We start from the raw sequence: 25,594 nt of genomic DNA on the forward strand, positions 1-25,594 counted from the left end.
CCCGCGAGATCTACCACGTCCTGACCATCACGAACGCCACCGCAGCGGCCCCGAGTCACCTCGCAACCGCTGCTTGACATCCATAAGAGCATCCCACCCGGCCCGCACTCACGGGCCGGGCCCTGGCCCCTGTCGCACATCGCCACCGGCGCCCGGGACTCGCACACACACCTGCCAACCGGGGGCCACCACCATGCCCCCGCCCGCCGCTAGCGCCTGGAGGCCGCCGCCGACCACGGCCACCACCTGGCCGCGCTGCTCACGGACGCCGCCCGCGCCACGGCCGCCTGCCACACGACCGGTCGCGACTAGGCGCAGCGCTCCCATGGCGGGCTGAGGGCCTGGACGGACGACAGCGTCGCGGCCGTGCCGCCCACCCCGAGGCCAAGAAGATCATGAAGGATGCGCCGGGCGGGCCACCCTCCGTTGGGCCCGATGCCGTTTCCACCGGAACGGCAGTGCGCCGCACGGGATCGCCCGTGCGGCGCACGCGATGCATGGCGCCGTGATTCCCAGATTTGGGAATCACGGTCCAAGTTCACCGCCGCTGAGCGGTGTTGCCCGGAGGCCGGCCGCCGACGTTCGTGCGGTCCCAGCCCTTCTCCCACTCCACCACGGCCGCCCTCTCCCACACCCGGCCCGCCTTCGTCTGCGCAACGGGCGCGGGGAAGTCCGGCCTGGCCGCGAGCTTGTTGGCTCGCTGGCGGCTGACGTTCAGCATCTCGCCGATCTCCGTGACGCCGACGTGTGCGGCGGGCTCCGTGTTCGTCATGCCTTCGAGGATCAAGCCCCCGCCGCAAGCTGTCAACGCCTTTCGCTAGTAAACGAGTTGACAAGCGAAACACGTTTACAGCATGGTGGGTGTGCACCGAGCGAGACACCAACTCACCCGGAGGAGGCAGTCCGTGCGTGCCATCGACAACGACCCGACCGCAGACAGCAACGACCTGGCCGACGTCGATCTGTACGACGACGGCTCCTTCCTCGAGTTCCGATTCCGGCAGGCCCCCAAAGGGCTTGCGACCCGCCGCCAGCTGCGGGCCATGGATCTGAGCCCCGGCGGCCACGAGCCCGTCGCGCAGATCACCTGGCGCAGCGGCAAGCGCAAGGCCTGGCTGTACCGGATCGATCTGGCGAAGCCGAAGCGCATCCCGACGCTCGCGCAGGAGCAGGCGTTGGACCGGGCGATGGCCGCCCGCCAGACCTGCCCCGAGTGCGGCCGCCGCTACTTCCACTGCCTCCGTCTCAAGACGGTCGGCTCCTGCGAGGAGTGCCACGACGGCACCCCCGCGCACCCCGGCTCCTACACGCCGCCGGCGGCCCCCAGGCCTGCGGCCTGAACCCGCGAGACGGAGCTGGCCGTGACCGACCGGCCAGCGCGCTCCCCAACCTCCACGACCTGGCCGCGACCACGGCCAGGAACCCGCCCACTGCTAACCCTGGAAGGACAGCCACACATGAGCATCACGATCACGAACACGTACGGCACCGCGCACAACGTCAGCGACACCAACCCGGCACACGTCACGAGCTGCGACTACTACCGGCTTCCCCTCGTCGGCACCATCGCCCCCGGCAACCCGGGGTACGAAGACATGATCGGCATGCTGAAGGACAACGGCCACGACACCCGCCCCGAGGGATACGGGCTGATCTTCCTGGAATCCGAGGAGTTCAGCGCGACGTACTTCGGCTCGATCGAGCAGATCGAGAAGTACAAGGCCGAGAACACCGACGGCACAGCAACCTTCGACGCCTCGCAGGGCGCCATGTACGCACACTGGCCCCACGGCAAGGGCTGGGACGACTTCCTCCCCCGCGTCTTCTGGAACGTGAAGGCGCGCGGTGCGATCGCGGACGGCGTCGGCCTCGTCACCGCCTTCGCGCACACCGAGACCCCAGGCGCCGAGGTCATCGTCTACGAGTTCGAAGGCACGTGGCGTCCCGGCGGTACCCCTCAGCAGCTGGTCACCTACCACTGCACCGCCTGCCACCTGGACACGTTCCACGACTGCGGGCACGTGCACGAGAACACCGGACCCGACCGCCGCCGCTGGGCCGCCCGCCAGGCCCGCCAGCACATCATCAGCGCCCACCAGCACGGCGTCGGCGACACGAACAGCGCCTGCCGCCCCAACAACGGCGCCATGCTGCGCGTCGTGAACGCGGCCGCCCGCGACATGTGGGGCACCACGGGCAACGCCCTTCCGGACACCGACGACGCGTACTGCGCCACCAAGGGCCCCTGCTCGATCATCCGCGAACTCCGTGCCGGAGTCCGCCCGCCCATCTACCGCACCTGACCGCCGACCCGCGCACCGCCTGACCCGGACTGACAGCTGCCTGATCCACCCGTCCTGCACACTGCGGGCCGGGTGGTGACGGGGAGCCGGACAGCCCGGCCCGGATGGGAGTCGCACGTGACCACCGCCCCTGTCTCCACCAGCGACCGGAACCTGGACGCCGCCTGCGTCATCGTCACCGGCGAGATTTCCCGCACCGACAGCAAGGCCAGCTTGTTGCTCGCCTTCGACGGCGCGGTCCTCGCCGGTCTGGCCAGCGTCGCCGACGAGGACCTGCCGCTCTTCACGAAGGCCGTCGGCGGCCTGGCCGTGCTCGCGCTCGCCGCCGCGGCCGTCTTACTCCTCCTGGTCGTCCGGCCCAACCTGGGCGGCGGCGGCCGGATCATCCGCGAGGGCCTGCCGTACTGGGCGCAGCTGGAAGAGAGCGAGCTCCGGGAGTCGATGACTGAGGACACCCGGGCCGCCCGTGTGAAGGCGCTTTCGGTCCTCGCGGTCGGCAAGTACCAGCGCCTGGCCCGCGCGGTCGACGCCATCCTTGCCGCGATCGCCCTGCTGGCCGCCGCCGCGATCGGGGCGCTGGGATGAGCAACAAGGCCAACGCCCACGCCGGCCTGCGCCGCGCTATCCCGCTGACGTAACCGCCCGCCGCTGACACCCCCCGTGCCTCGGGACGGCCGCCGGCCTCCAAACCCGGCCGTCCCGAGACCCACCTGTACCCCCCCTCTCCGACCATCCCGCCCAACCGCTGGGAGATACCGATGAAGATCCGACTGCCGTGGATGAGCCGCACCGACCGCAAGCAGTGGCAGGCCGCCCGCACCCTGCCCGACCTCGCTCAGCTCACCGCCGCCTGGTGGGAGGGCACCGTACGCGACCTTCCCGGCCACCGCTTGGGTCACAGCCCCCACCCCCTGGCCGGGCACACCACCGTGCTCGCCACTGCCAACCGCGCGGGATTCCTCGTCCCGGCCGCGCAGGCAGGTCGCGCCGACGGGCCGTTGCAAATGCGGGCCGCCGTGCAGGGCTTCGCTTCCGACCCGGCCCTCATCCGCCGTCTTGTCGACACCGCGGAGAACGCCGGGCTTGAGATCGTCCTCCACGACTGGCTCGACGCAGAGCGGGACGGACCCGGCGACGGCATCACCGTCACCACCGGCGACGCCCCGGTTGAGGGCGCCTTCGGCCAGGCCATCGGCCTGGCCGCCCTCAAGGCGATGTGGCCGAAGCTTCCCCACGCCGTGAACGCTGTCGCGCCCGCACTGCAGATCACCCTCGCCGACCCGGACTTCGGCCCGAGTACCCGGCTGTGGGAAGTCCTCGCCGAAGCCACCACCCGCCTGGATCCGCCGGTCCCGGCCCCGACAGTGCTGTGCGAGTGCGGCTGCACGGCGATTGACTGGCAGACCTGCCAGGACGGCTGTCGCGGCGTGACCGACCCGACCGCAGAACGGTGCGAGGCATGCATCGACCCCAGCGTGATCATCGACTGGTCGCAGGAAAACGACGACGTCGCAGAGAACGAATGCGGCCTGTGTGGCGCCCCGTACTACTCGGCCCGCCCGTACTGCTCCGACGCCTGCGAGACCGCCGACAGCGACGACCCGGTCCCCTCCCTTGTCCTGCTCCCCCACCGGGAACTCCCGGTGAGTGGCCTCACGAACTACCCCCCGTTCTGACCCCTCGGCCACTTCCACCCTCAGCCCGCAAGGAGAACGCCCGTGAAGCACACGGCACTCGGCCCTATGCAACCCCTTGACACGACCATTCCCGAGCCGGCCTTGATCGTCCTGATCGGGGCGGCCGGGAGCGGGAAGAGCACGCTGGCCGGCACCTGGCCCACCACGCAGGTCCTGGAGCTCGACGCTTTCAGGGCGATGGTCTCGGACTGCCCCGGCGATCAGAGCGCGACCGGCGACGCCGCCGACGTCCTCAAGCTGATCCTGGAGCGCCGGATGGCCCGCAAGCTCAACACGGTCATCGACGCCACCAACGTCGAACAGCCGGTGCGGGTGGAGCTGGTGATGGCCGCCAAGCGGCACGGCATGCCGACCGTGGCGGTCATCGTCGCCACGCCGCTGCCGGCCTGCCTGGAGCGGCAGGGCCCGCGGCCGGTCAACCGGCGCGTGCCCGAGGATGTCGTCCGCGCCCAGCACCAGGCCATGGTCCACTCGCACCAGCGCCTCGCGGCCGAAGGGTTCAACACGGTCGTCTTCGCCGACGCCCTGTACCGCCTGGAGCCGTTCCTGAAGCGGCTCTCGCAGATCCGGGAGGCCGACCTCGGGCGCGACGGCAGCAACGGCCTGGGCGACCTGTGGCTGGCCCGCCGCTTCTTCGGCCCGGAGATCCTGCCTCTGTGGCGGTGGCGGCCGGGCTCGGACCTGGTGACCGGCCGGGACCGCGTCGCGGAGATCCGCCTCGGACAGCAGCGCCTCACCCTCGCGCTGCGCGAGGACGTCGACGGCGAGGGCGACTTCGGCTTCGACATCGCGCTCCCCTGCCCCTTCGACCCGGAGTGCGCCGGCCAGGCATGGGCGCCCGTCCACTCGGTCACCGACCTGCACAAGGCGCTGAACGGCGCCATGGACAGCGACCCGGACCTCTACTGCACCGACCACGGCGGCTTCGACGACCTGGACCAGGAGGCCGACGACCACGCCACCGGCCTGGAGGAGAGCGAGCTGGAGGGTGTCGGCGCATGACCACGCCCCCCGCGTGCGGCTGGGACCAGGCCGTCTTCCGGTGCGGCCGGTGCGGCGCCAAGCACACCGCCACCACCGAGGACGACTATCTCAAGGCCGTCGGCACCCACCGCGACGCCCACGCCGTGTGGGACCGGCTGAGCCCCATCGAGCGGGACGGCCTCGCCTCGATCCTGCGCACCATCCTGGCCGAGCCGGACCTCGCTCTGGAACTCCTGGCCCTCGCCGACCGGCAGCCGACGGAATGCGACGGCCGGTGAGCCGCGCCGCCGACGGCCCGCACCCGCACCCGCTCACCCCGGCCGAACTCCCCGACCGTGACGACTGGTTCCGCGGCTGCCCGGACTGCCACCTGCCCATCCAGGGCGGGGGCGCCGGCCTCGCCGCGCACCGCCGCACCGTCCACACCAGCGCGGGCGACCCGCGCGCCCCGATCACCATCCAGTTATGAGCGGCTCTGGCCGCCAACACCCCTTCGTGGAGGACCGCATGGCCCGCAAGCCCGTCACCTGGTACATCGCCACCCCCGCCGACGGCATCATCGAGATGTCCCGCCGGGCCGGGACTCCGGTGAACCTCGCCGACAACATCGGCCAGGTCATCGACCACCCCAACCCCTGCCACAACAAGTGGTTCGACGAGTGCGACTTCTCGTACTTCCGCATGGTCAAGCGCGTCGGCGAGGCCCTGGAGGACACCGCGATCTGGCCCGTCGCCTGGCCCATCCGGCTGTGGATCGTGGAATCGGTCGGCGAGACCGGCAACTGGAGCCCCCGCCACTACCCGTACCTGCTGCTCGCCCACCAGATCCGCGTCATCGAGGAGACCGATCCGCACCAGGCACTCGGAGCCCGCGGCCGGGACGTCCTGGACGTCATTCACCACCAGATCCCCGAGCTCGCCGCCCGGTGGGCCGCTGACTGGACCGCCGACCCCGATGGCATGAGCCAGCGGCTCTGGATGTGGGAGACCTGCGCCAGCCTCACCAGCGGTAGCCGCCAGTGGGCGCAGTCGGTGGCGGGCTCGGTCTCGCACAGCCGCCGCGAGGCGGCCGCGCAGACCTGGATCGAGGGCCTCGCGCGCAGCACCGTCGACCAGGTCCTCGCCCACACCGACCTCGACGTCAGCCACGGCGTGCGGCACTACGCCTACACCCGCGCCGTGGGCCTGGCCGTCGCCGCCCAGCACCAGGCCCGCCTCGACGCGTACGTCCTCGACGCGCTGCGCGGCGTCGACCTCGACACCCCCGTCCCAGCTGCCGCCTGACGGACGCTCCGCGCCGTCCCGGCCCACGAAGGCCGGGACGGTCGCGGTGGTCCCTCAAGCAACAGGCATCAGGACCAGGCGATTCACCCCGGGACGGCCGCAAAGGCCGGAAAACCATCGGCCGCCCCGGGCCACCCATCCCGTACAAGACGAGAGGGAGATCCTCAGTATGGACTCCGTCCTGCGCACTTCGGGCCGGTTCGGCCCGCGCACCCTCCTGATCACCGCCGCCGCCGTGCCGCTGACCGGCTGGGTGGTCCACGCCGTCGCGCTGCACAAGCAACTCGCCGCCACCCGGAAGGACCCTCTGACCGGACTCCTGCGCCGCGACACCTACACCGCCCGCGCCTGCCGACTCCTTGCCCGCCACGGCGACGACACGGCCGTGGTCATGATCGACGCCGACCACTTCAAGGCCGTGAACGACGACTTCGGACACCCGGCCGGAGACGCCGTTCTGGCCGCCACCGCCGCCCGGCTCACCGCGTGGGCGGGTCCGCGCGCGTCCGTCGGCCGCCTCGGTGGTGACGAGTTCGCCGTCGTCCTGGAGCTGCCCGCCGGCCGACTGGAGCAGCGCCTCGCGCAGCTGGTCCGCATGCTGCACACCCCCGTCGTCCTCGAGGACGGGCGCACCATCGACGTGGCCGCCTCGGTCGGCGCCGCGACCCCGCGCGCGGTCGGCTCCCGCGACCTGAGCCTGTTGCAGCGGGCCGCCGACGCCGCGCTGTACGACGGGAAGCACTCGGGCCGCGCGATCGTCGCCTCGCCCTCGCACACCACGGTGCCGTCCATCAACGGCCGCCGCGCTGGACGCCCGGGAACGGCCACATGGGGGCGAGCTGCATGAGCACCACGACGCTCCCCGGGGGCGACTGGATCCGGGGTATCAGCATCAAGCAGCCGTGGACCACCGCCATTCTGACCGGCGCGAAAACGATCGAGAACCGGCCCCGGCCGTGGCGGCCGGGCTGGGTGCTCCTGCACGCGGGCCAGCAGATCGACCGGCCTGCCCTGCGCCTCCCGCTGGTCGCCCGCACGATCCGCGGCCGCGAACTGGCCACCGGCGCCGTGGTCGGAGTCGCCCGCCTCACCGACTGCCACCAGGACCCGCCCGGATCCCCACCCTGCACCGAGTGGGCGCAGCCCGATGCGTGGCACCTGGTGCTCAGCGATGTCCAAGAACTGCTTCTGCCCGTCCCCGCACGCGGGCAACTCGGCCCCTGGAAGCCGGCACCGGATCTGCTCTCCCAGGTCCTCCAGCAGCTGCCCGCCCTGCGGCCGTGACCCGCAAGGGAGGTAAGAAGCCGCTTTGGGAGCCGGGCCTGATCCCGGCTCCCGGCGGCCTGCTGGACTGGCGCGACGCCCAGCACTTCGACCGCTGGACCGACCGCCCCTGCACGCTGTGCGAGCAGCCCACGCCGATGCGCTCCCACTCCGGGGAGCCCGTCCACAAGAGCTGCGCCGAGGCATGGATCACCGCGAATCCCACCGAGGCTCGCCTCGGCCGGTTCGCCTCCGACGTCCAGGCCAAGAGCCGGCGCGACGACGACCACGCCTGAACCCCTTCCACCGGGAGGCCCGTCATGAGCAGCACTCCGCAGCACGACACCGACCCCGCCTATCCCGAGCCGCCCGCTTCCCCGCTCTGGCACCGGCACGGCCCAAAGCCCGCGCCTCTCACGCCCGAGCAGCAGCAGCGCAACCGCGAGCTCCTCGCACAGGCCAGCTGAAGAGCCCCGGCATTACCAAGTACCGCTGATACCACCGAGCGCCACCCAGATCTCCCCGACCGGCCGTCCCCATCCTTTCCAGAGAACCGGAGGCACATCTGTGCGCCCGATCCACCCGATCCGCCTGATCTCGTTCGGCTACCTGCACCTGCCCACCGGCCCGGACGGCTACCCCGTACCGCCCGCTGCCGACCGGATCGAAGACGTTCGCGACCGGCTCCGCGACCCGGCCGCCGCCCGCGACATCCTCGACCTCGACGGCTTCCACCCCCGCGTCCAGGACATCGTCCTCAACACCCCTGGCGCCCGCGAGTTGCTCGCCAACCTCGCCGACTACGCCGACCTGCCCGCCGGCCCCCGACGCATCGCCATCGGATGCGCAGGCGGAAAGCACAGGGCATGCGGCCTCACCGAACTCCTCGCCCGAGCACTTCGCGACCGCGGCCGCGAAGTCGAAGTCGAGCACCTGCACGCCCACCTGCCGCGCGTCCTCAAGACGCCCGCCAGCACCCGCCCCACCAACCCCGAACCGGAGACCGCCCGATGATCCGTCGCATCTTCCGCCACCGGGCCACCGCGCCCGACACCGTCCCCGCACCCGAGGACCAGGCCGTGGCCGACGCCTTCCGCACGATGCTCGCCGCCCTCCGCTCCCCGGAACCCTGGACACCCGGCCGCTGCCAGGACATCACCGTACGAGTCGGCTCCTTCGTCGAGCGCGCCCACACTCGACCCGGCGACGACCACGTCCCCGACCTCATCGCCGTCGCCCTGCAACACCCCGGCGGGCCGCACGCGCCCTACGGCGCCCGCTACCGGAAGCTGGGCTGGCTGCGCTGCGAGACGACCAAGATCCTCGGCATGTGGGATCCGGCCTACGCGCCGCTTACCCACGCCGCGGCAGGCCTGGACCTCCCCGACGACATCGACATGGAACCTGCCCACTACGCCCTCTACATCGAGGCCCGCAAACGCGACAACAGCCGCGACGGCCACACCCTGCTGCGCCTCGGCCCGTACACCCAGACCCGGCACGCCCAGCAGGACCACGACCGGATCACCGCCGCGTTGGAGGGGCGGGACACCACCCTCGTGCCCGGGTGTCGCGTCTCCGTGCGGTACGCGCCGTTCGACGTCAGCGACCACAAGCTGTTCACCGACCCGTACGAGGTCGACGCGGTCGCCCTCTTGGCCGCCGTCGTCGAAGGAGTGAGCGCGTGACCGCCACGACCTTCTACGAGAACGGCGGCGACTCGCGATGACGACGGGCCTGGCCGCCGACCAGTTCCCCGCGATCACCGATCACACCACCAAGTAGCCCACACCCCAGAGCACCGTGCCCCGCCTCCCCCGGCCAGGTGCGGCCGCTCGCTCCCCCCATGTCTGCGGGGCGGCCGTCGATATGACCCCGGCCGCCCCGCAGCCCAACCCCCAGAGGAGATCTGACTACTCATGACCACATTCGCCGATGCACTCCCAGGTGAGACCTTCACGCTGTCCGGTACCACCGAGGAAGGCTTCGACACGCTGTACGGCATCCCGGCCGTCACGCTGGGCGAGAACTGCGACCGCCTGATGACGTTAGGCCACATCACCGACCGCGCCGTCCTCGCCGTTACCAGCGCCTACCACCGGCGCGTGTGGGGCCACCGCGTCCTGCCCAGCAGCGAGCTCGCCGACCTGACCCGGGTCGGCACCAAGCGCATCGGGATCAAGGTGACCAAAGGCGGCGAGGACGACTACGCCTGGCACGTCGACGACGCCGACCCCAAGGACCCCGCCGCCCAGACCGCCACCATCATGTCCGTCGAATGGCTCCCCCACGAGGACGTCGCCATTCAGTCCGAGTGCCCGGCCTGCAACCGGGCCAGCCGGTCGACCAGCCTCACCACCGGGCCCGGCTACGACGGTTGGGGCCACTACCACCGCTGCCGCTACTGCCACCACACATGGCCGGCCGCTCTCGCTTTCGATGACCTGGACGACCAGCGCGACCGGTGGCTCTACAGCGAGGCCCTGCGCGGCACCCCGCCCGCCCAAGCCGCCCAGGCCTGGCAGCACCGCCTCGCCCTCACCGCCCGGCGCGTCGCCCCGCGCCCGCAGTCGCCCGCGGCCTGGGCACCCTGATCCGCCCACGAAGCGGCCCTCTCCTCCCGGAACTGTCCGGGAGGAGAGGGCCGCTTTTTTGCGTTGGGCGGGGCAGCCGGTGCCCCCGGTTATTACTCAGTAATAACTGGGGCGAGGGATCCGTGTCCCCAAGGGCAGCTATTACTCAGTAATAATCCGAGCCTCCGTGGTGCGCTCCAGGAGCAGCTCGGTGAGCTGCGTCAGGTCGTCGCTCGGCAGGTAGCGGGCGAGATCGTCGGCGATCTGGACCGGGTTGTGCAGCGTGATCACTGGCATCCCAAGTCCATTGCCGACCGCGACAGCGACGTGGCGTCCTGTTGGATGGGAATCCCTGACGCTGCCGCAGGCTCCCGGCCAGCCTCTGACTTCCTCACGCTTGCGGGGTCCGTGTCCGGCGCCGGGACCTCCCCCTTGTTGGCGCGGGCCTCCAGCTGGTGTGCTCGGGGTACGTCGGCCACCTTCAGGGCGAGGTGGATGTCGGTGAGCTTCCCGCCATCCAGCTCCGACTGCAGCGCTGGGACCAGACTGCGCAGCGCCTGCTCCGCCGCCTCCTGCTCGTCGCTGGGTACTCCCCCGCCGTGGGATGCGTCATCACCGGCGTGCCCCGCGAGGACATCATCACCCACTACTCCTGCCGCCAGATCCTCGCCGCATTGCACCAGTCCCCCGGCCTCCTGGACCAAACGGTGGTCAGCGAGGACCTGCTCGCCATCATCAACTGGATCGTTGCGGCCGACGCCACGGACGTCATCGGCGTGACCGGGTCCCTCCTGGTCGGCGCCTGCAACGCCCGCTCCGACATCGACCTGGCCTGCTACGGGCCGCGCGGCTACGAGGCGGCGCAAGCACTGTTCGCTGAACGTTCCCTCATCCACCCCTACGAGGGCGAGACCCTCACCCGGCTGTACGCGCGGCGCGCCAAGTACATGGTGGGGGGTGGCTTCGACGCGCTCATGCGCCAGGAGGCCCGGAAACTGCAGGGCCTGACAGTCGGTGCGGGGGCTCACATCAACTGTGAGCCGCTGAGGGCCGACGGCGACAAGACGTTCGCCGGAGTGGTGGCCAAAGAGGTAGGGGCGATCTCCGTCCTCGCCCGGATCACGGACCGCTCCGAGGGCCTGGTCACGCCAGCGCTCTACGGGATCAAAGTGGACACCGTCACGGAGTCCACGGTCGACGAGCCGTCCGTCTTCGCCCGCCGGATCACCCACCTTCGCAGCTACCTCGGCGCGTACACCGGGGCGTTCCGCACCGGTGACGTCGTCTACGTGTCCGGCCGGCTGGTCCACATCCAAGGACCCGACGCGCACAGTGGTTTCGGTATCGAGCCGACCCCGTGGTCGGCAGCCGAGTCCTTCCTCGCCAACCTGACCCGCTGAGCCACACATCCGGTGTCCACGGCTCACGTCCATCTGAGCGCACGAGCGGCCCCGTCGCCAGGACTTGGCGGATTCCACCGGGTATCGGGGAGGCATTCATGCGTTCCTGGAACTGTCGGCTCCTGGGCACTCTCACGGTGTCCGTTCTCAAGGAACCCAGTCGCCGTTCTGGGACTGCTCGACTCACTCGGTTTTACGTCCGTAAAACCACGACGCTCCGCACGCTCCCCCGGCTTGGGAAGCATGGCTGGAGGGGCGTGCGCATACTGAGGAAGCGCGAAGAGTATGTGTTTAAGCGTTGAAGACCGCTTTTGTCGTTCAAGTGCGGATGAGTATCGGTGACATGAAAAGGACTCTCACTGTCACCTCTGCCGTCCTGGTCGCCCTGGTACTGGCCTCGCCTGCTGAGGCGGCCCCCAAGGAAACCCCGGCACGGATGTGCTCGCTGGGCACCGTCGATCTCAAGCACCCCCCGGCCGGCTTTTCCGTCGACGTGGTCTTCGAGGCAGCACGGCGGCTGGGACTGAACGATCCCGGCGCCCTCGGCCTGGGCTGCGATCAGGAAGAGCGAACCGACCCGTACTCCGAGGTCCAGCCCTACCCGAATCGCGGACCGGTCGTGCTCCGGTCCAAGGAACCAGGAAAAGGCTCGACTCAGCTGTACTGCACCGACTCGGTTGCCGTCTTCGGCAAGATCCTGGACACCGTGCCAGTGGAGACGCTCGTCGTGATCGGGACGGGGTGCACCGTAGAAACCAATCCGATCGTCATCTAGGGAGCGACTGGCTGTCCCGCGGAACGTGCGAAACGACCGTGGGACAGCCAAGAGCAGCGTCCTGTCAGGGCACCCGCACCGACGGTACGGACATCAGCGAGACGGCGCCCGGCTGACTACTCCGGTCGGGCAGCCAACGGGTATGAGAGCTGATTGGGGCCGACCACCGTCGACAATGCCCCACCCGGACGGACCTGTCGAACCAGCAACTGAGTTGCGACAGGAAAGCTCACAGTGCTGGTCCCTGGCTCTGTCCTCAGAACCACGAAGGTCCACTCCCCCTGTGACCGGCGCAGACAGGCCCGTCGAGCTACTGTGCAGCCTCCCATCACCGGCACCTCCAACCGCAGGGCAAGAGGTGTTGTTGTCCGCGGACAACAAAGTCGGAGAGCCCCGCCGCCTCGGCCAACCATGGTTGCACCCGCAGAGGGGCCCATGCCGGGATCAGTCGGTCGCCAACATGTCGGTACCCATGTCCAGACGCATGGCGGTTCGAACGTCCGCCAAGGTATCCATGATCTCTGGGAAGATACGTGTGCACTCCTCGTCGCCATCTGCCATGCCTGTACCAGTCGCATCTCTCAGCTTGCGCACACTCCGGAAGTACCTCAGCGCTGGCTCGACAACTGCGCGAGGCGCAAAAACCTCAAGCTGGTAGCGCAGTTCGTAGCACCGGGCAAATACCTGGTGCGCCGTGAGGACGCGCTCCGCATCAGGGAGAGAACGGTCAAGGACGACGAGCTGCAGATCGCTGCGAACCTGCGCGAGCGTCGCCAGATAGACCCCGTAGAGCTCGCGCTTGCTACGCCTCCACTCGCCGAGCGTCTCGCGGCGGTCCTTGCGAACCTCCACGAGAACCGTCGATCCCATGGCGATGGACGCACCGAGGAATGTAGCCGCCAGCGTTGTCCACTCCATCTCAGCAAGCTACGGGAGACACGCCGCTCGAGGTAGGCCGCCTCCCGGAAACTGGGCTCAGCTGAGCCTGCGGTCAGAGCTCGATGACAGCCCAGATACGTTGTCCATCCGGGCCAATGTCTCTGCCGCACCCTGCCCTCCGGACACAGCAGTGATCTGGTGGAGGACACCGCCTCTGGGGCGTGACTGGGGGCAGGCCGGCCTGCTGGGAGAGGGCGAGGACGCATGCCTGCTGATCCTGGCCGGACAGGTGCACGCTGGTACGGCGCCCCCTGTCGGTTACCGCGGCCGCGACGAGAAGCCCAGGGACAGCCGCGACTGCGTCAGCAACCGCAGCATCGAGTCGATCGCCCCACCCCTAGACGATCAAGTCCTATGTCTGGCTGGCCCGTCTCGCGAGATCCCTATCCATCGGGAGCTTCTAGGACAGTGAGTGACCTAAAAGGCGTCTAGCGTCATCACCGCGTTGAGGCACTCGCACCCCAGGAGGCAGTCAGATGTCCGTCAAGCCGGTTCCCCAGGGCTACAGCACCGTGACGCCGTGGATCATCTCGCGCGACACGGTGCAGCTCATCGACTACATGAAGAGGGCCTTCGGCGCGGAGGAGCTCGCGTGCCTTGCGGGCAAGGACGGGGCCATCGAGCATGCGGAGGTACGGATCGGCGACTCCGTGGTGATGATGTTCGACGCGCGGCCGGAGTGGCCGCCAACCCCTGGCTTCCTCCGCCTTTACGTCGAGGACGCCGACGCCGTGCATCGTCAGGCCGTTGCGGCCGGCGGCACCTCGGTCACCGAGGTCACCCACCTGTTCTTCGGAGACCGGGTCGGGCGGGTACGCGATCCGCTGGGCAACCTGTACTGGATCCAGACCCGTGTGGAGGATCTGAGCCCGCAGGAAATGGAACGCCGCCTCGGCGACCCGGAGTTCACCAAGGCTATGGAGTACGCCCAAAGCGCCGACTTTTTCCCCGCCCGAGAATCCAACCTCGGCTGACGTCCACGAGCGAGAAGAGGATGCCCAAGATCATTGTGTGGCGAACGAGAACTTGGACACCTTGCTGACCGCACTGTATGTGAAGATCGATGACGAGCAGGGGACCGACCGGTGGATGGGCAGGCCGCCACGGCTGACGGACTCTGAACTCATCTGTCTGGCGGTCGCACAGGCCCTGCTCGGCTTCAGCTCCGAGGCACGCTGGCTGCGGTACGCACACGCACACCTGGCTTCAATGTTCCCGTATCTACCGCAGCAGTCCGGGTACAACAAGCGACTGCGGGCCGCATTGCCGATGGTCAAGAAGGCGATACGGATGCTGGCGGCGGACACGGACTTCTGGTTCGACAACCACTGGATCGTGGACTCCACCCCCGTGGAGTGCGGGCGTTCGCGGCCGACGGTGAAGCGGTCGGAGATGGCCGGCTGGGCCGGATACGGCTACTGCGCCTCCCACCACCCGGTTCTTCTGGGGCCTGCGTTTGTACCTGGTCTGCACGCCGACCGGGATGCCGATCCTGTGGACGCTGGCGAAACCTAAGCTGGACGAGCGCGAGGTGCTCCAGGCCATGCTCGATGTCGAGGAGGACCTGATCGCCGGTCGGTCCGGCCTGCTGTTGATCGCCGACAAGGGCTTCGCTTCCAAGGAGTTCGAGAACGACCTGGCCATGCGCGGGATCGAACTGCTGCGGCCGTCGTTCAAGCGGGAGAAGAAGCGCAAGGGCGAGCCTCTTCTCAAGTCGGTGCGGCAGCTGATCGAGTCTGTGAACGACACCCTCAAAGGGCAGCTGGACCTCGAACAGCACGGCGGACGCACCTTTGAGGGCGTCGCCGTCCGCGTCGCTCAGCGAGTCCTCGCGATGGCCGCCGCGATCTGGCGAAACCACAAGACCGGCGCCCCGGCCATGCGGTCGCTGGTCGCATTCGATCACTGAACACATCGCAGCCCGCACCAGGGCGTCGCGGCCAGCGGCCAGCAGACGCTGTTCCTCCGCCTTCTGCTGTTCCGCGGCCTCCTTGGCGCTCGTGAGGTGGGCGAGCAGTTGGGCCGAGTCCTGGTTCGGGTCCTCTTTGAGGTGTCGGGCCAAGGAGCGGCCGTCCCGCTCTGAAACCTCGCCAGCGCTGAGCATCACCTGAATCTCCATCGGCAGGGTCAGCAGGGCCAGCTGGTTGGTGACCCAATCACATGGAGGTCTTCAACATGACACTGAAGGCCCGACCACCCCGAGAACAATGGCGGGGCGTCGGGCCTTCCTGTGCTTGTGGACGGTCCGCGGCCGGAGGGCTCCCTGAACCCTTCAAGCCGTGTGCTATTCCGCAGGGGATCGGACCGAGCTGCGGCGCTGCTCTGCCATCTTGTTGAGCGTGTCCACCAGGATCAGGAACTGTGAGTCATCCATGCGGGCATTGAGGAAGTCGGCAGCCTGGATGGCGTTTTCGTACGGGAACCTGACACCCGTGACTACCGGCTGCGGTGCGTCGCCGCTGGGACGCTCCCCGCGAGGAACGGGAACTCCGTCCAAAGCGCCCTCTCTCTGGGCCGTAGGGGCTGAGGAATCCGTCGAGCTGTTGTGAAGTGTCTTACCGCTGGCGTTCCCAGCTGCAGAGCGGGAGGTGTTGTTGTCCGCGGACAACAACTCGGGCGAGCTGGTCGTCGCGGGCGGCGCCTCTGCGGTTGCACCGGCGGAGGGCCTGTCATCGGTGGAAGGAATGTTGTCCGCGGACAACAAGTCCCGGAGGCTGGTAGTGGCGACGGGGGATTCTGGTGCCGAACCTGCGGAGGGTCCTGAGCTGGGAGCAGGTTTGTTGTCCGCGGACAACAAGTCCGAGGAACCAGCCCGCACCAGGGCGTCGCGGCCAGCGGCCAGCAGACGCTGTTCCTCCGCCTTCTGCTGTTCCGCGGCCTCCTTGGCGCTCGTGAGGTGGGCGAGCAGTTGGGCCGAGTCCTGGTTCGGGTCCTCTTTGAGGTGTCGGGCCAAGGAGCGGCCGTCCCGCTCTGAAACCTCGCCAGCGCTGAGCATCACCTGAATCTCCATCGGCAGGGTCAGCAGGGCCAGCTGGTTGGTGACCCAGGACCGGTCCTTGCCGAGCCGCTTGGCTGCCCGACTCCGTGCGCCCCGCTCGCCGCCATCCTCCGCGCAGACGCTGACGAGCTGTTCCACACCCCGGGCCCGCTCGATGACGTCGAAGTCCTCGCGGTCGAGGTTTTCCGCCAGGAGGTGATCGACGAAGTCTTCCCGGGTCGCGGCCAGATCGTCTCGTACCACGAAATCGAGCCTGTCCAGACCGACATGGACGGCGCTACGGAACCGACGCTCGCCGTTGACGAGCACGTAGAGCGCTTCTGCCCCGATGGTGTTCTCGTGCTCAGGCCACAACTTCAGGTAGGCCTCACGAGTGACAGCCACGCACGCGGCGAGCTGTGCCTCGCGCAGCTCCTCACCGAAGCGCGCCATCTCTTCGTGGGAACCGAAGTTGCGGCGTGGATTGAGGGGAGTGGGTGCTACCTGGTCGAGGGAGAGTCGGACCAGCTCGTACGCCGGAATCGCCCCCTCGGTCAGCGCCTTCGCCCTGCCGCGCGCACTGCGGCTGCGTGTACGTCCGAACGAGGAACTCTCGCCGACCTTGTCCGCGATGCTCATCCCTGAATCCTCCTGGCGATCGACCGCAGGACGTTCGCCTGCTCACAGTCCGGCTCGTAAGCCAGCAACGGCTCCTTGCGGCGAACCGCCTCCCGCTGCTCCTTGAGCTCTGGAACGATGCCGAGGACCGGCTCTTCCATGCTCTGCCAGGACTGGAGTGACGAGGTGGCGATGAAGCCGTTGCGCGCGTCGTAGAGGTTGACGACGAAGCCCAAAGTGGCGATCTCCACCTTCAGGTCCTCGCACAGATCGTCCATCTGCTCGGCGAGCATGTCGTACGCGTCGCCGGAGGTGTCCTCGGCCTGGACCGGGATCACGATGCCGGACTGTCCGGGCTCCTCGCCCTCGCGAGTGCGCCCGTAGTACAGCGCGGTGTCCATCGTGTAGCCGAGGCTCGGAGGACAGTCGACGACGATGAAGTCGAAGTCCTGTTCCAGGTCGGCCAGCACGCGCTCGAGCGCGGTCTCCTTGATCCGGACAGCGCGGGTAGTGGCGAGCTTCGCGTCCAACAAGAACGCGTCCTTGCACGCGGGGAGCAGCCACAGCCGGTCTTCGAAGTCACCACCCCTTATCGCGACGAGCAGCGCCTGGAGATCACCCTCAGCGTCGGCCAGCATGTGCTTGGCCAGGCTGGCCGCACCGATGTCGAGCATCTCGTATCCGAGCTGCCGGGTGAGGTGTCCCTGCGGGTCGAAGTCGATGAGCAGAGTGCGCTTGCCGGTCTCCGCAAGTGCCTGCGCGACGCCGGCCGATACCGAGGTCTTGCCCACACCGCCCTTCTGGTTACCGAACACCAGGCGCCGTGCACCGGTCGTCCGCGGGGGAGCCGGGCGAGGGGAGGGGTGGGCGTCGAGCCAGCACCGGATCGACTGAGCCATCCCCTGGTTGTAGGAAATCTTGCGGGACTTGCACGCGCCCTTCAGCTTCTCGTACAGCCCGGTCGGCAGGTACGTCGAGAACGAGGCGCCGCCACTGGTGTCGACGACCGGATGGTCCTTCAGACCCATCCACGCAGTGACACCTCCGGTCACCGCGTCTTGGATGTCAACGTCCAACTCGGCTGCTCGCACCTTGAGTTCGCGACGAAGAGGTGACGGCAGCTTGGCAACTACCTTTTCACGATCTTCAGGGGTATATGGCACAGTCATGGCGCTACCTTAGTACCGCCCATGTGCTGCAGGTGACTTCTCGACCCGTGTCGCTCCCCGGCCCGAGTCATGACCGACGTTCCCGGTGCCGATCCAGCGGACGAGCCGACACCGTAGCCACCTACCGCGCCAATGGGTCGATCGGCTCAAGCCGAGGGGCGCGTCATGCGGCCGGGCGCCGGATGTCGGCGTACATGCGTGGGAAACGGCGCACGGGCCCGGTCACCCTTCCCCTCCTCCCGTGGCCGGGCCTCTTCCGCTGTCCGCCGACTTCAACGACCGGCGTTGATGCCATTCCAGCCGTGCCCAAGCCCGCGGCGCCGGGGCCGCGCCGCCAGGTCAGCCCGAGCCGGGCGGGAGTTCAGCGTGTCGGTCATCTGTCGGGTAGTAGTCGGGGTGGGCCCGGCGGATACCTGCCCGGAGGCGAGGACCCGGGCGTACGTCCCCGGACCGGAGGCTGCCAGGGCCACCGCGAGCGAGGCCGTGGCCGTCTCGGCAGGCCCCGCGCCCCACCGGCCTTCGTTCTCGGCGGCGGGGGAGTACACGGCGGGCGGCGAGGAGCGCGGCGAGGGCCTGGGAGGCGTCCAGAGTGACAGTAAGCAGGGCGGGGCCGAGCTGGTGGACCTGGTGCCCGGCGAGGCCGTGGGTGGCGAGAGCCCGCCGCAGGTCCGTGCTCAGCACCGCCGGTCCTCCGCGCGGCCGGGGTGTGCTCGACGCGTTCACATAGCGCGGCGACGGCAGCCGGGATGACCTCGGTGATCGTGGAGATGGTCTCCTTAGAGGTCTTCATCCCGTACACCTCCTGAAGGTGCGCGACGATCTCTCCGGAGGTCATGCCGCGGGCGGTCAGCGAGAGGACCATCTCGTGCGGAGCTGGTCCGCGTAGCCGTCGCCACCGACCACGACGACTTCGGCGAACCGGCGGGCGCCGACGGGCAGCGAGCGGAGGTAGCGCTCGGCGCGCTCGACCGTCCACTCGGTGTTGGCCGTGACAGTCAGCCCATCGCGGTTCTCGGGGTCGGCGAAGAACGCGAGCAGCTTCCGCTCGAAGTTCTCACCGGCTCCCTCAATGGTGATCTTCATGCTTCCTTGTCTGAACGGCTCTGCTGGCGGCGGAGGTTGGGGCTCAGTCCGTGATGATCTCGGTGCGGTTGGAGGCGTACTCGATCCGGTCTCCGTGGGGTGTTCCGACCAGGAGTTCCAGGACGACGCGGTAGGTGGCACCGGGCCCGAAGGCCTTCTGGGCGGCGGTCGCGGCGTCGTCCAGGGACGCCCTGATCAGGTGCCTCAGCGAAACCTGTTCCGGGTCCAGGCCCGTCCACGCCCCTTCGTCGCTGATAACCGTGAGCGTCAGCCGCTCCCGGGCCTCCGGGTCGCACAGCTCCTCGTGCGTCGTCCGCACGGAGAACTCCTTCGCCACGGAGTCGAGCGCAGGCATCAGGTGCGTGTGCACGTCGATCTTCGCCACGGGAGGGCTCCATCTCGGATCGTCCGACAGATTCTTACCCGGTTCTCCGGGTTGTGCATGGTGAGTGTGCCGGACTGCCCCCTCCGTCTAGTGCTGTGACCGCATAGGGTCGCCGGGGCGGTTCCGACCGCTGGAGGTGCGGCGGCTGAGCCTGTTCCTGAAGTTCGCGCTCAGCGGCCCTGTCTGAACCGGTCGGCCGCGGGTTGGCTAGCGCTGCCGGGCGTCGTGCGCGGCCTGGGCCGCGCCGTGCCCGACAGCAGCCAGCAGACCGAGGACCAGCCCGCCGCCGGCCCACGCGATTGCCGTGTCCGTGATGCAGGTGTAGATGAGGGCGCCGGTGACGGCGTACGTGATCAGCACGACTGCGACCGGCGGGATCCGGTACCACCAAGGTCGGTTCGAGGTCATCGGTACTCCCACACGTTGTCGGTTGCTGCCTGGTCCAGGTCGAGGCGCACGACCAGACCGTGATGGTCCGACGCTCCTGCGGGCGTGTCCAGCACGCCGTAGTCGAGGACGGTGTCGCGCAGCGGCGCGGACACCCACAGCTGGTCGATCCGGTCGTCTGTCGCAGTCTTCCGCAGCAGCCGTTCGTCGCCGCGCTCCGTGTACAGCTTCCACGCTGCGTCGACGAACCCCGTGTAGGCGAGGGTCTCGGTGACTCGCCGGTCGGGGACCAGCTGTCCGTCGACCTCGGACGGTAGCCGGGTGCGAGCCGACCGGTTGTACGGCAGCATCGCCCCGTAGTCGGGGGCAGGGTTACCCGGGTCGGCGGGCGGGTAGTTCAGGTCGCCGGCCACGATCCCGTACGGCCCGTACCGCAGCGCCCGTGTCGCGATGAGCTTCGCCTCGGCACGCGCCTTATCGGCCACGAACGGATTCAGGTGCGCGCTCACAATCGCGAGCGGGGCGGGCAGACCCACATCGAAGACAGCGACCCCGAAGCCGTGCAGTGTCTCCTGAGAGAAATCGGTGTTCCAGTGGGTCCACCGGCCGACGGTGTCGCGCCGGTAGAGCAGCGTCGGTACGTACCCGGAGCTGGACGGCGGGATTGGTACCGCGTCCATGTCCAGGTCCCGCATCGCGACTCCGAGCTGCCGGTGGCCGTAGGACGACCACTCGACTGCCTCCTGGACCAGCACGAGATCCGGCTCACCCACACTCAGGATCCGCTCGGCCAATTGAGGCCAGCGGTCCTCCGGATCACCCGCACCATTTCGCAGCCCGCCGTGCCCCAAGTTCTGGACCACGATCGTCAGCTCCATGCGCTCTCCCCCTTGTATCTGATGCGCGCCCCATCCGGAAGATCGCTCGGACGCCCCTGGCACCGTAGCCACACCCCGGCCCGCCATGGGCCGATCACCCCAAATCAAGCGGGTTCCTGACCGAGTGGGGAGAGCGAGGGGCACATCATGGCGCCGGGCGTCGGATGTCGGCGTACACGCGCGCCCGCACCCCTGGTCCCGGTTCGCTGCGTACGGGGGTGATGCCGGAGGTGGCCCACCACTGCTCCAGCTCGGCCATGACGGCGTGGGCCGTTTCCTCGTCGGCGGCGGTGATGTCGAGAACGACAAGGCCGGGCTCATCGATGTGCTGCGCGTCGATCTTCATGCCGACCCTGACACGGTGATCGCCCGGCCGGGTTCGCCGGCACCGCAGACGCCATCCGTACGAGCGAGGGGAGGCCCGCCCTCCGGGGCGGTGGTTGACGGCATCGGCTGCCCCCACGCCCGGCGCGGCGCCGTCGCAGAGACAGAAGTTCAGGGAGGTCGCCGACCCAGTCCCACCGGCCGGGCTCGCGCGTGAAAGTGACCGAAGACCTCGGATCAGGGGCCGGTGAGGATGTCGTGGGTGCCGATGCGGCGCCAGATGACGTGCGGGGTGCCGGGGCGGCGGTCGGGCCCGTACTGCCAGGTGGCGCGTCCTGCGGGGCCGGTGCCCATGGACCAGGTGAGTTCGTAGATGCCCGGGGCTCGCTGGACGCGCTTGATGCGGAGGCCGGCGCGGAAGCGGCCGGTGCGCAGGTCGTGGACGAAGGCGGTGGCGGCCCGGCGGAATCGGCGGCGCTGTTCTGGGGTGAGGCGGTTCAGGTCGGTGGTGAAGCGGGGCAGGGCCTCGTAGGTGGGCACGGCGAACTCCTCCAGGACGCACGAAGCCCCCGGCCGGGGGTCGGCCGGGGGCGGTGGTGGCTGGTCGTGTTGAAGGGCGTCGGTGACGCGGTGCGCTCAGCTGTGGTGGGTTGTCGGGGGCGCGGTGCGCTGGTGTGCGCTCAATGACGGTGGAGTCGGTTGCCGTGCGTTTTCGTGGCTGGTGGTGCTCGTGTGGTCGGCGCGTAGTATTCGCACGGCATGGTCAGCTCTCGAAGAGGGCGCGCGTCGCGTCGAAGAACTCCTGGGGGCGGGTGGCCTCGCAGATGTCGCAGTGGTACCGGTGAAAGTCGATGCGGGCCGGGTTGTCCTGTTGGGCGGAGCCGCCGATGCTGCGGAACTCGGGTTGCATCGGTCGCGAGCACAGCGGGCAGAGGTCTGCGTAGATCAGTTCGCGCACCATGCGGCGGACTGTGCACACGTCGGCGGCTTACCGTCTCGGACTGACCGGACGGCCCGCCTGGCGGGCGCTGCGGTAAAGACTTGGCGATGCCCTCCCGCCCGGCGGGAAGGACCCCGGATCGAGCTTCTTCGCGCGTCAGCACCGGGGTTCCATGGCCCGATGATCAGCCAAACGAAGATCCGCCCGGGAGACGGGCGCTATCTCTTCCGCGGCGTGATGGTCGGAGACGGCCACCGTGCTGCGGGCACGTCGCTGCGCGCCGCCCAGGCCGAAGCCGGTGTCCCGCCCGGGATCTGGAAGGGTCGGGGCCTGGCCGCGGTCGGTCTCAAGGCCGGGGACGTGATGACCGAGCGGCAGGCCGAGCTGCTCCTGAGGGAGGGCCGGCACCCGGACGCCGACCGGATCGAGCGCGAGCGCCTGGCGGAGGGAAGCGCGCGGGTTCCGAGAATCCTGGACACGTACAGCGGCGAACCCGTATGTCGACGGCCGCATTCTGCCGCAGTCAACGGCAGGTTCGCGCTCGTAGTGGCTTTCCGGCGGGGTACGGGGAAGGTGAAGTAGGTGAAGGCCGCGTTGTGGAGGTCGTGGATGGTGAGGAAGTCGTCGCCGTCGAGCTGTGCGAATTCGTCTGCGGCGTCCGGGGTCGTGGTGCTCTGCTTCAGGTGCTGTGCGGACGGTTCTGAGGACGCGTCAGCGCGTGGACTCCGGACATGTGAGCGGTGGCCGGTACAGGCCGGGAAGGGGAAGCGGATCGGCTTGAGGCACCCTGGCCACTATCGGGGGTGAAATGGCGGGGCGTAATCCGGATTGGACGGGATCGGATCGGCTCACCGATGCGCCCCTTTCGTTCGTCTCGCCTCGATCGGCCGGAGGGAGCTAAGACGACCGATTAAGCCCCCGTAGAGCTTATGGAACTGGCAGTAGCCAAGCGGAGGGCAGGGTAACCCCCGCTGGAGTAGGTGTACCTACGGCAGCAAGAAGCCCCTGAGGAGCCGGACTGGTCACGTCGCTGAAGTCCACGTTGCCGCCGGAGAACCTCGCCACGACGAAGAGCACGTTGGCGTCGGAGAACGTCGCGCTGCTGAAGTCCACGTTGCCGTCGGAGAACCTCGCGCCGAAGTCCACGTAGCCGTCGGAGAACCTCGCGTAGCGGAAGGACACGTCGCCGCCGGAGAACCTCGCGAAGACGAAGAACACGCGGCCGTCGGAGAACGTCGCGCTGCTGAAAGACACCTCGCCGTCGGAGAACGTCGCGTTGTTGAAATCCACGTAGCTGCCGGAGAACGTCGCGCTGCTGAAGTCCACGCGGCCGCCGGAGAACGTCGCGCTGCTGAAGTCCACGCGGCCGCCGGAGAACGTTGCGTTGTTGAAAGACACCTCGCCGTCGGAGAACGTTGCGTTGTTGAAAGACACCTCGCCGTCGGAGAACGTTGCGCTGCCGAAGTCCATGGGGCCGTCGATGGTGACACCGGTGAGGTCGAGGTCGCAGCCCTGCCAGGAGCGATGGGTGTCTTTGGGGTGTCGGTAGTGGTCTCCGATGAGGCGCAGGATGGTGTGTCGGACCTCGCGGAGGGCGAGGTAATGGTGGTGCTCCTCTATGTGGGCGGGGTCCTCGCCGGGGTCGGGGCTATAGGGGAGTCGGAGGTAGGCGCACAGGACGTCTACGCAGGTCTGGCGAAGGCTGTCGTCGGGGGCGTCGTCGGCCAGGCCTGCGAGTGCGTGGACGCCGCCAAGTCGGACGGCTGGGGAGTCGGAGCCGAGTTTGTCGACGGCCTGTGAAAAGCGCTCGGTGTGGAGGCGGGTGGCCTCGCGGTGGGCGCCGACCTCGTCGACGCGCTGGCGGCGGTAGGCGACGACCAGGGCAACGAGCGCACCGGCACCCGCGACCACCCCGAACGAGAGCTTCACCAGGTCAAAGAGCGTCTTCGCGTCGAGCTTCGCGGTGGTGTCGATCTTCTGGACGTGCAGCAGGACTACCAGGCCGTAGAAGACGCCGCTCGCGACCAGGACCGCGGCGACGAACGTGAGGGTGAGAGCCCGGCCGACCCTCCACAACCGTAGTTCCCGTTCATTCAGTGATCGTGGCCTTCGCCTGGGCGTCATGACGATGAAGACAAGGTACTGAGGTCAGCGGTTGCAGCCAGCGCCATGACTGAAGAACCCCGCCCCATATGACCAATTTCGCCCCCCCTGGCCGCTGGATTGCGTATGAGGCGACGCGACTGTTTCACCGCGGCCTCGGGCAGGGTTCACCAGTCGCCGGACGGTCCGGCGCGGGAGAGGGAGAAACCTGATGAGCCAAGATCTGAACGCCGAGCTGTCCCGCATCTACGAGCGCTGCATCGAGCAGGTACGCACGATTGCCGCGCTCGACCCGACCAAGCCCGTCGAGGAATGGGACCAGTACACCTGCACGGCCGCCAACGAGTTCGCGGCGGACGTCGAGATGGCGTGGATCGGGGCTCACCCCGAGCACGAGGTGCGTGACACGTACTGGGCAATCATGGGCGGCGTTCCCATCAAGCGTGAAAGCGTCCTCGGGGACTCGCCTACGCGGTACATCACGTACGGGCTGAAGTCCTTTGCCCGTGTCCTGCAGTGCATCGAGGCCATGCGCGTCGGCCGATTCGACCCGCACGTGCCAGGCGGCATCATCCGAAACGACGAGGACTGAACCAACCGGGGCCGGCCACCCGCCCGGAGGGGCCCGCAGTTCGACGTCCACCTTCACCCTTCCCTTCCGGCGGCGGCACGGCCCGCGCGGTGGACCGATCTCCGGCCTGAGCTGGGCAAAGCAGCCGAATGCTGCCGACTTTCCTCCACCAGCGGCTGGTGGCCCGGCGGGGCGGCTTCTTCCCCCCAAAGCAGAGCGCGGCGGCTACGCCCACGGTGCCCCGGCCTACGGGCAAAAAACCGTGGACAAGGAACTCACGCTCGACGAAGACGAAGCCGCGGTCATCGAACGGATGCGGGGGTGGCAAGCGGAAGGCGTCAGCATTCGCGCCATCGCCAACCGACTGAACTCCGAGGGCATCCCGACCAAGCGCGGGGGTCGATGGCACGCCACCACCGTCAACCGGCTGCTGTCCCCGGATGCGCGAGCAGCTGCACGCCAGCAGTCCGCGCACGCGCGCGCAGCCGAGCGGGAGCAGACCAAGCGCGACCACGCAGACCGCATGCTGTCCCGCCTCACCTGACCTCCACCACGAAGGGGCTCACCATGCTCACCACCCTCATCGCCGTGCTCGGCACGCTCCTCGGTGCAGTTGTCGCCGGAGCCTTCCAGCAGAAGAACGCCGGCCGCGCCACCACGGCGGCCGCCGCCGAGCAGTTACGCCGTGAGCGGCTCGACGCCATCACCGAACTCGCCGCCGCAGCCGCTGACCACCAGCTCGCCATGTGGATGCGCGGAGAGGCTCAGTTCTCCGGCGCCACCCCGGAACGGGTTGAGGAGCTGCGCTCCACATCCCATGCCACCCGGTCCGCGATCACCCGGCCGCTAGGGCGTGTATCGAAATGGATCTCGGCCTATGCATGATCGTGGCTCATGGGGCGGGGAGACCTGACGGATGAGCAGTGGGCAGTATTGGAGCC

The 25,594-nt window shown here is 68.8% G+C and carries 36 protein-coding genes and 1 pseudogene; 23 read left to right on the top strand and 14 right to left on the bottom strand.

Translation table 11 applies throughout. The annotated features are described in order from the left end of the window. Positions 1–538 precede the first annotated feature (538 nt). Positions 539–772: a hypothetical protein gene (locus tag ACF08M_RS39050; RefSeq protein WP_392190055.1), complete on the bottom strand. Its 234-nt coding sequence runs from the start codon at positions 770–772 to the stop codon at positions 539–541. 133 nt (positions 773–905) lie between these two features. Here ACF08M_RS39050 and ACF08M_RS39055 point away from each other — a divergent pair, with 133 nt between their 5' ends. From ACF08M_RS39055 to ACF08M_RS39125, 15 genes are all read left to right on the top strand, one after another. Beyond that, positions 906–1,340 carry an RRQRL motif-containing zinc-binding protein gene (locus ACF08M_RS39055; protein ID WP_392190056.1) on the top strand — a complete coding sequence of 145 codons (435 nt, stop codon included), beginning with the start codon at positions 906–908 and terminating at the stop codon, positions 1,338–1,340. 117 nt (positions 1,341–1,457) lie between these two features. Beyond that, positions 1,458–2,303: a hypothetical protein gene (locus ACF08M_RS39060; protein ID WP_392190057.1), complete on the top strand. Its 846-nt coding sequence runs from the start codon at positions 1,458–1,460 to the stop codon at positions 2,301–2,303. A 117-nt stretch (positions 2,304–2,420) separates the two neighbouring features. Beyond that, on the top strand, positions 2,421–2,888 hold the full coding sequence (locus ACF08M_RS39065; protein WP_392190058.1) for a Pycsar system effector family protein: 468 nt from the start codon (positions 2,421–2,423) through the stop codon (positions 2,886–2,888). Positions 2,889–3,061: 173 nt separating this feature from the next. Next, on the top strand, positions 3,062–3,979 hold the full coding sequence (locus ACF08M_RS39070) for a DUF6919 domain-containing protein (RefSeq protein WP_392190059.1): 918 nt from the start codon (positions 3,062–3,064) through the stop codon (positions 3,977–3,979). A gap of 66 nt (positions 3,980–4,045) precedes the next feature. Beyond that, on the top strand, positions 4,046–5,002 hold the full coding sequence (locus ACF08M_RS39075) for an AAA family ATPase (protein ID WP_392190090.1): 957 nt from the start codon (positions 4,046–4,048) through the stop codon (positions 5,000–5,002). Continuing rightward, entirely contained in the window at positions 4,999–5,262 is a 264-nt protein-coding gene (locus ACF08M_RS39080; RefSeq protein ID WP_392190060.1) for a hypothetical protein, read from the top strand. Before ACF08M_RS39075 ends, ACF08M_RS39080 begins: the two co-directional genes overlap by 4 nt. Then, on the top strand, positions 5,259–5,453 hold the full coding sequence (locus tag ACF08M_RS39085; RefSeq protein WP_392190061.1) for a hypothetical protein: 195 nt from the start codon (positions 5,259–5,261) through the stop codon (positions 5,451–5,453). The genes ACF08M_RS39080 and ACF08M_RS39085 overlap by 4 nt, the downstream gene beginning before the upstream one ends. Then, positions 5,450–6,268, top strand: a complete 819-nt coding sequence (locus tag ACF08M_RS39090) for a hypothetical protein (RefSeq protein ID WP_392190062.1) — start codon at positions 5,450–5,452, stop codon at positions 6,266–6,268. The genes ACF08M_RS39085 and ACF08M_RS39090 overlap by 4 nt, the downstream gene beginning before the upstream one ends. Positions 6,269–6,437: 169 nt before the next feature. Beyond that, positions 6,438–7,115: a GGDEF domain-containing protein gene (locus ACF08M_RS39095; protein WP_392190063.1), complete on the top strand. Its 678-nt coding sequence runs from the start codon at positions 6,438–6,440 to the stop codon at positions 7,113–7,115. Then, on the top strand, positions 7,112–7,552 hold the full coding sequence (locus tag ACF08M_RS39100) for a hypothetical protein (RefSeq protein WP_392190064.1): 441 nt from the start codon (positions 7,112–7,114) through the stop codon (positions 7,550–7,552). Before ACF08M_RS39095 ends, ACF08M_RS39100 begins: the two co-directional genes overlap by 4 nt. Then, on the top strand, positions 7,549–7,827 hold the full coding sequence (locus ACF08M_RS39105) for a hypothetical protein (protein ID WP_392190065.1): 279 nt from the start codon (positions 7,549–7,551) through the stop codon (positions 7,825–7,827). The genes ACF08M_RS39100 and ACF08M_RS39105 overlap by 4 nt, the downstream gene beginning before the upstream one ends. 24 nt (positions 7,828–7,851) lie before the next feature. Beyond that, positions 7,852–7,998, top strand: a complete 147-nt coding sequence (locus ACF08M_RS39110; protein ID WP_392190066.1) for a hypothetical protein — start codon at positions 7,852–7,854, stop codon at positions 7,996–7,998. 100 nt (positions 7,999–8,098) lie between these two features. Beyond that, positions 8,099–8,545: a hypothetical protein gene (locus ACF08M_RS39115; protein ID WP_392190067.1), complete on the top strand. Its 447-nt coding sequence runs from the start codon at positions 8,099–8,101 to the stop codon at positions 8,543–8,545. Continuing rightward, the gene (locus ACF08M_RS39120; RefSeq protein WP_392190068.1) at positions 8,542–9,219 is read left to right on the top strand and encodes a hypothetical protein; all 678 of its coding nucleotides are present in this window, start codon (positions 8,542–8,544) and stop codon (positions 9,217–9,219) included. The genes ACF08M_RS39115 and ACF08M_RS39120 overlap by 4 nt, the downstream gene beginning before the upstream one ends. Positions 9,220–9,450: 231 nt before the next feature. Beyond that, positions 9,451–10,125, top strand: coding sequence for a hypothetical protein (locus ACF08M_RS39125; RefSeq protein WP_392190069.1), 675 nt, complete (start codon positions 9,451–9,453; stop codon positions 10,123–10,125). A 141-nt stretch (positions 10,126–10,266) separates the two neighbouring features. Here the strand turns inward: ACF08M_RS39125 and ACF08M_RS39130 are convergent, their stop codons facing one another. Continuing rightward, positions 10,267–10,401, bottom strand: a complete 135-nt coding sequence (locus ACF08M_RS39130; RefSeq protein ID WP_392190070.1) for a hypothetical protein — start codon at positions 10,399–10,401, stop codon at positions 10,267–10,269. A gap of 194 nt (positions 10,402–10,595) precedes the next feature. Here ACF08M_RS39130 and ACF08M_RS39135 point away from each other — a divergent pair, with 194 nt between their 5' ends. Beyond that, on the top strand, positions 10,596–11,504 hold the full coding sequence (locus tag ACF08M_RS39135; protein WP_392190071.1) for a hypothetical protein: 909 nt from the start codon (positions 10,596–10,598) through the stop codon (positions 11,502–11,504). Positions 11,505–11,847: 343 nt separating this feature from the next. Further along, positions 11,848–12,279 carry a hypothetical protein gene (locus ACF08M_RS39140; protein ID WP_392190072.1) on the top strand — a complete coding sequence of 144 codons (432 nt, stop codon included), beginning with the start codon at positions 11,848–11,850 and terminating at the stop codon, positions 12,277–12,279. Positions 12,280–12,723: 444 nt separating this feature from the next. On the opposite strand, the gene ACF08M_RS39145 is transcribed toward ACF08M_RS39140, so the two are convergent. Then, positions 12,724–13,197: a hypothetical protein gene (locus ACF08M_RS39145; RefSeq protein WP_392190073.1), complete on the bottom strand. Its 474-nt coding sequence runs from the start codon at positions 13,195–13,197 to the stop codon at positions 12,724–12,726. A gap of 497 nt (positions 13,198–13,694) precedes the next feature. Between ACF08M_RS39145 and ACF08M_RS39150 the strand changes: the two genes are divergently transcribed. Both ACF08M_RS39150 and ACF08M_RS39155 read left to right on the top strand, forming a co-directional pair. Next, positions 13,695–14,192, top strand: a complete 498-nt coding sequence (locus tag ACF08M_RS39150; RefSeq protein ID WP_392190074.1) for a VOC family protein — start codon at positions 13,695–13,697, stop codon at positions 14,190–14,192. 64 nt (positions 14,193–14,256) lie between these two features. After that, positions 14,257–15,127: pseudogene (locus ACF08M_RS39155) on the top strand (IS982 family transposase). Between the two features lie 375 nt (positions 15,128–15,502). Here the strand turns inward: ACF08M_RS39155 and ACF08M_RS39160 are convergent. The 10 genes from ACF08M_RS39160 to ACF08M_RS39205 all read right to left on the bottom strand — a co-directional run bounded on the left by ACF08M_RS39160 (position 15,503) and on the right by ACF08M_RS39205 (position 22,000). Further along, positions 15,503–16,834 (bottom strand): ParB/RepB/Spo0J family partition protein, encoded by a 1,332-nt coding sequence (locus ACF08M_RS39160; protein WP_392190075.1) that lies wholly within the window; start codon positions 16,832–16,834, stop codon positions 15,503–15,505. After that, a complete protein-coding gene (locus tag ACF08M_RS39165) occupies positions 16,831–17,982 on the bottom strand; it encodes a ParA family protein (RefSeq protein WP_392190076.1) in 1,152 nt (383 codons plus the stop codon). Before ACF08M_RS39165 ends, ACF08M_RS39160 begins: the two co-directional genes overlap by 4 nt. A 373-nt stretch (positions 17,983–18,355) precedes the next feature. Further along, positions 18,356–18,844 (bottom strand): transposase, encoded by a 489-nt coding sequence (locus ACF08M_RS39170; RefSeq protein ID WP_392190077.1) that lies wholly within the window; start codon positions 18,842–18,844, stop codon positions 18,356–18,358. Then, positions 18,829–19,065: a hypothetical protein gene (locus tag ACF08M_RS39175; protein WP_392190078.1), complete on the bottom strand. Its 237-nt coding sequence runs from the start codon at positions 19,063–19,065 to the stop codon at positions 18,829–18,831. Before ACF08M_RS39175 ends, ACF08M_RS39170 begins: the two co-directional genes overlap by 16 nt. A gap of 43 nt (positions 19,066–19,108) precedes the next feature. Continuing rightward, entirely contained in the window at positions 19,109–19,450 is a 342-nt protein-coding gene (locus ACF08M_RS39180; protein WP_392190079.1) for a hypothetical protein, read from the bottom strand. A gap of 207 nt (positions 19,451–19,657) precedes the next feature. Beyond that, a complete protein-coding gene (locus ACF08M_RS39185; protein ID WP_392190080.1) occupies positions 19,658–19,858 on the bottom strand; it encodes a hypothetical protein in 201 nt (66 codons plus the stop codon). After that, positions 19,855–20,715: a hypothetical protein gene (locus tag ACF08M_RS39190; protein WP_392190081.1), complete on the bottom strand. Its 861-nt coding sequence runs from the start codon at positions 20,713–20,715 to the stop codon at positions 19,855–19,857. Before ACF08M_RS39190 ends, ACF08M_RS39185 begins: the two co-directional genes overlap by 4 nt. A 145-nt stretch (positions 20,716–20,860) precedes the next feature. Beyond that, positions 20,861–21,061 carry a DUF6207 family protein gene (locus tag ACF08M_RS39195; RefSeq protein ID WP_392190082.1) on the bottom strand — a complete coding sequence of 67 codons (201 nt, stop codon included), beginning with the start codon at positions 21,059–21,061 and terminating at the stop codon, positions 20,861–20,863. A gap of 215 nt (positions 21,062–21,276) precedes the next feature. Beyond that, the gene (locus ACF08M_RS39200) at positions 21,277–21,579 is read right to left on the bottom strand and encodes a hypothetical protein (RefSeq protein WP_392190083.1); all 303 of its coding nucleotides are present in this window, start codon (positions 21,577–21,579) and stop codon (positions 21,277–21,279) included. Positions 21,580–21,802: 223 nt separating this feature from the next. Beyond that, on the bottom strand, positions 21,803–22,000 hold the full coding sequence (locus ACF08M_RS39205) for a hypothetical protein (protein ID WP_392190084.1): 198 nt from the start codon (positions 21,998–22,000) through the stop codon (positions 21,803–21,805). A gap of 159 nt (positions 22,001–22,159) precedes the next feature. On the opposite strand from ACF08M_RS39205, the gene ACF08M_RS39210 reads away from it, so the two are divergent. Continuing rightward, complete coding sequence (locus ACF08M_RS39210; RefSeq protein ID WP_392190085.1) at positions 22,160–22,561, top strand: relaxase domain-containing protein; 402 nt, start codon at positions 22,160–22,162, stop codon at positions 22,559–22,561. Positions 22,562–22,906: 345 nt separating this feature from the next. Here the strand turns inward: ACF08M_RS39210 and ACF08M_RS39215 are convergent, their stop codons facing one another. Continuing rightward, on the bottom strand, positions 22,907–24,055 hold the full coding sequence (locus ACF08M_RS39215; protein ID WP_392190086.1) for a pentapeptide repeat-containing protein: 1,149 nt from the start codon (positions 24,053–24,055) through the stop codon (positions 22,907–22,909). Positions 24,056–24,293: 238 nt separating this feature from the next. Here ACF08M_RS39215 and ACF08M_RS39220 point away from each other — a divergent pair, with 238 nt between their 5' ends. From ACF08M_RS39220 to ACF08M_RS39230, 3 genes are all read left to right on the top strand, one after another. After that, complete coding sequence (locus ACF08M_RS39220) at positions 24,294–24,674, top strand: hypothetical protein (RefSeq protein WP_392190087.1); 381 nt, start codon at positions 24,294–24,296, stop codon at positions 24,672–24,674. Positions 24,675–24,915: 241 nt separating this feature from the next. Continuing rightward, complete coding sequence (locus ACF08M_RS39225) at positions 24,916–25,197, top strand: recombinase family protein (protein ID WP_392190088.1); 282 nt, start codon at positions 24,916–24,918, stop codon at positions 25,195–25,197. Between the two features lie 23 nt (positions 25,198–25,220). Next, positions 25,221–25,538 carry a hypothetical protein gene (locus ACF08M_RS39230; RefSeq protein ID WP_392190089.1) on the top strand — a complete coding sequence of 106 codons (318 nt, stop codon included), beginning with the start codon at positions 25,221–25,223 and terminating at the stop codon, positions 25,536–25,538. Positions 25,539–25,594 lie beyond the last annotated feature (56 nt).

This window comes from Streptomyces sp. NPDC015032 (assembly GCF_043080425.1).
Classification (GTDB): domain Bacteria; phylum Actinomycetota; class Actinomycetes; order Streptomycetales; family Streptomycetaceae; genus Streptomyces.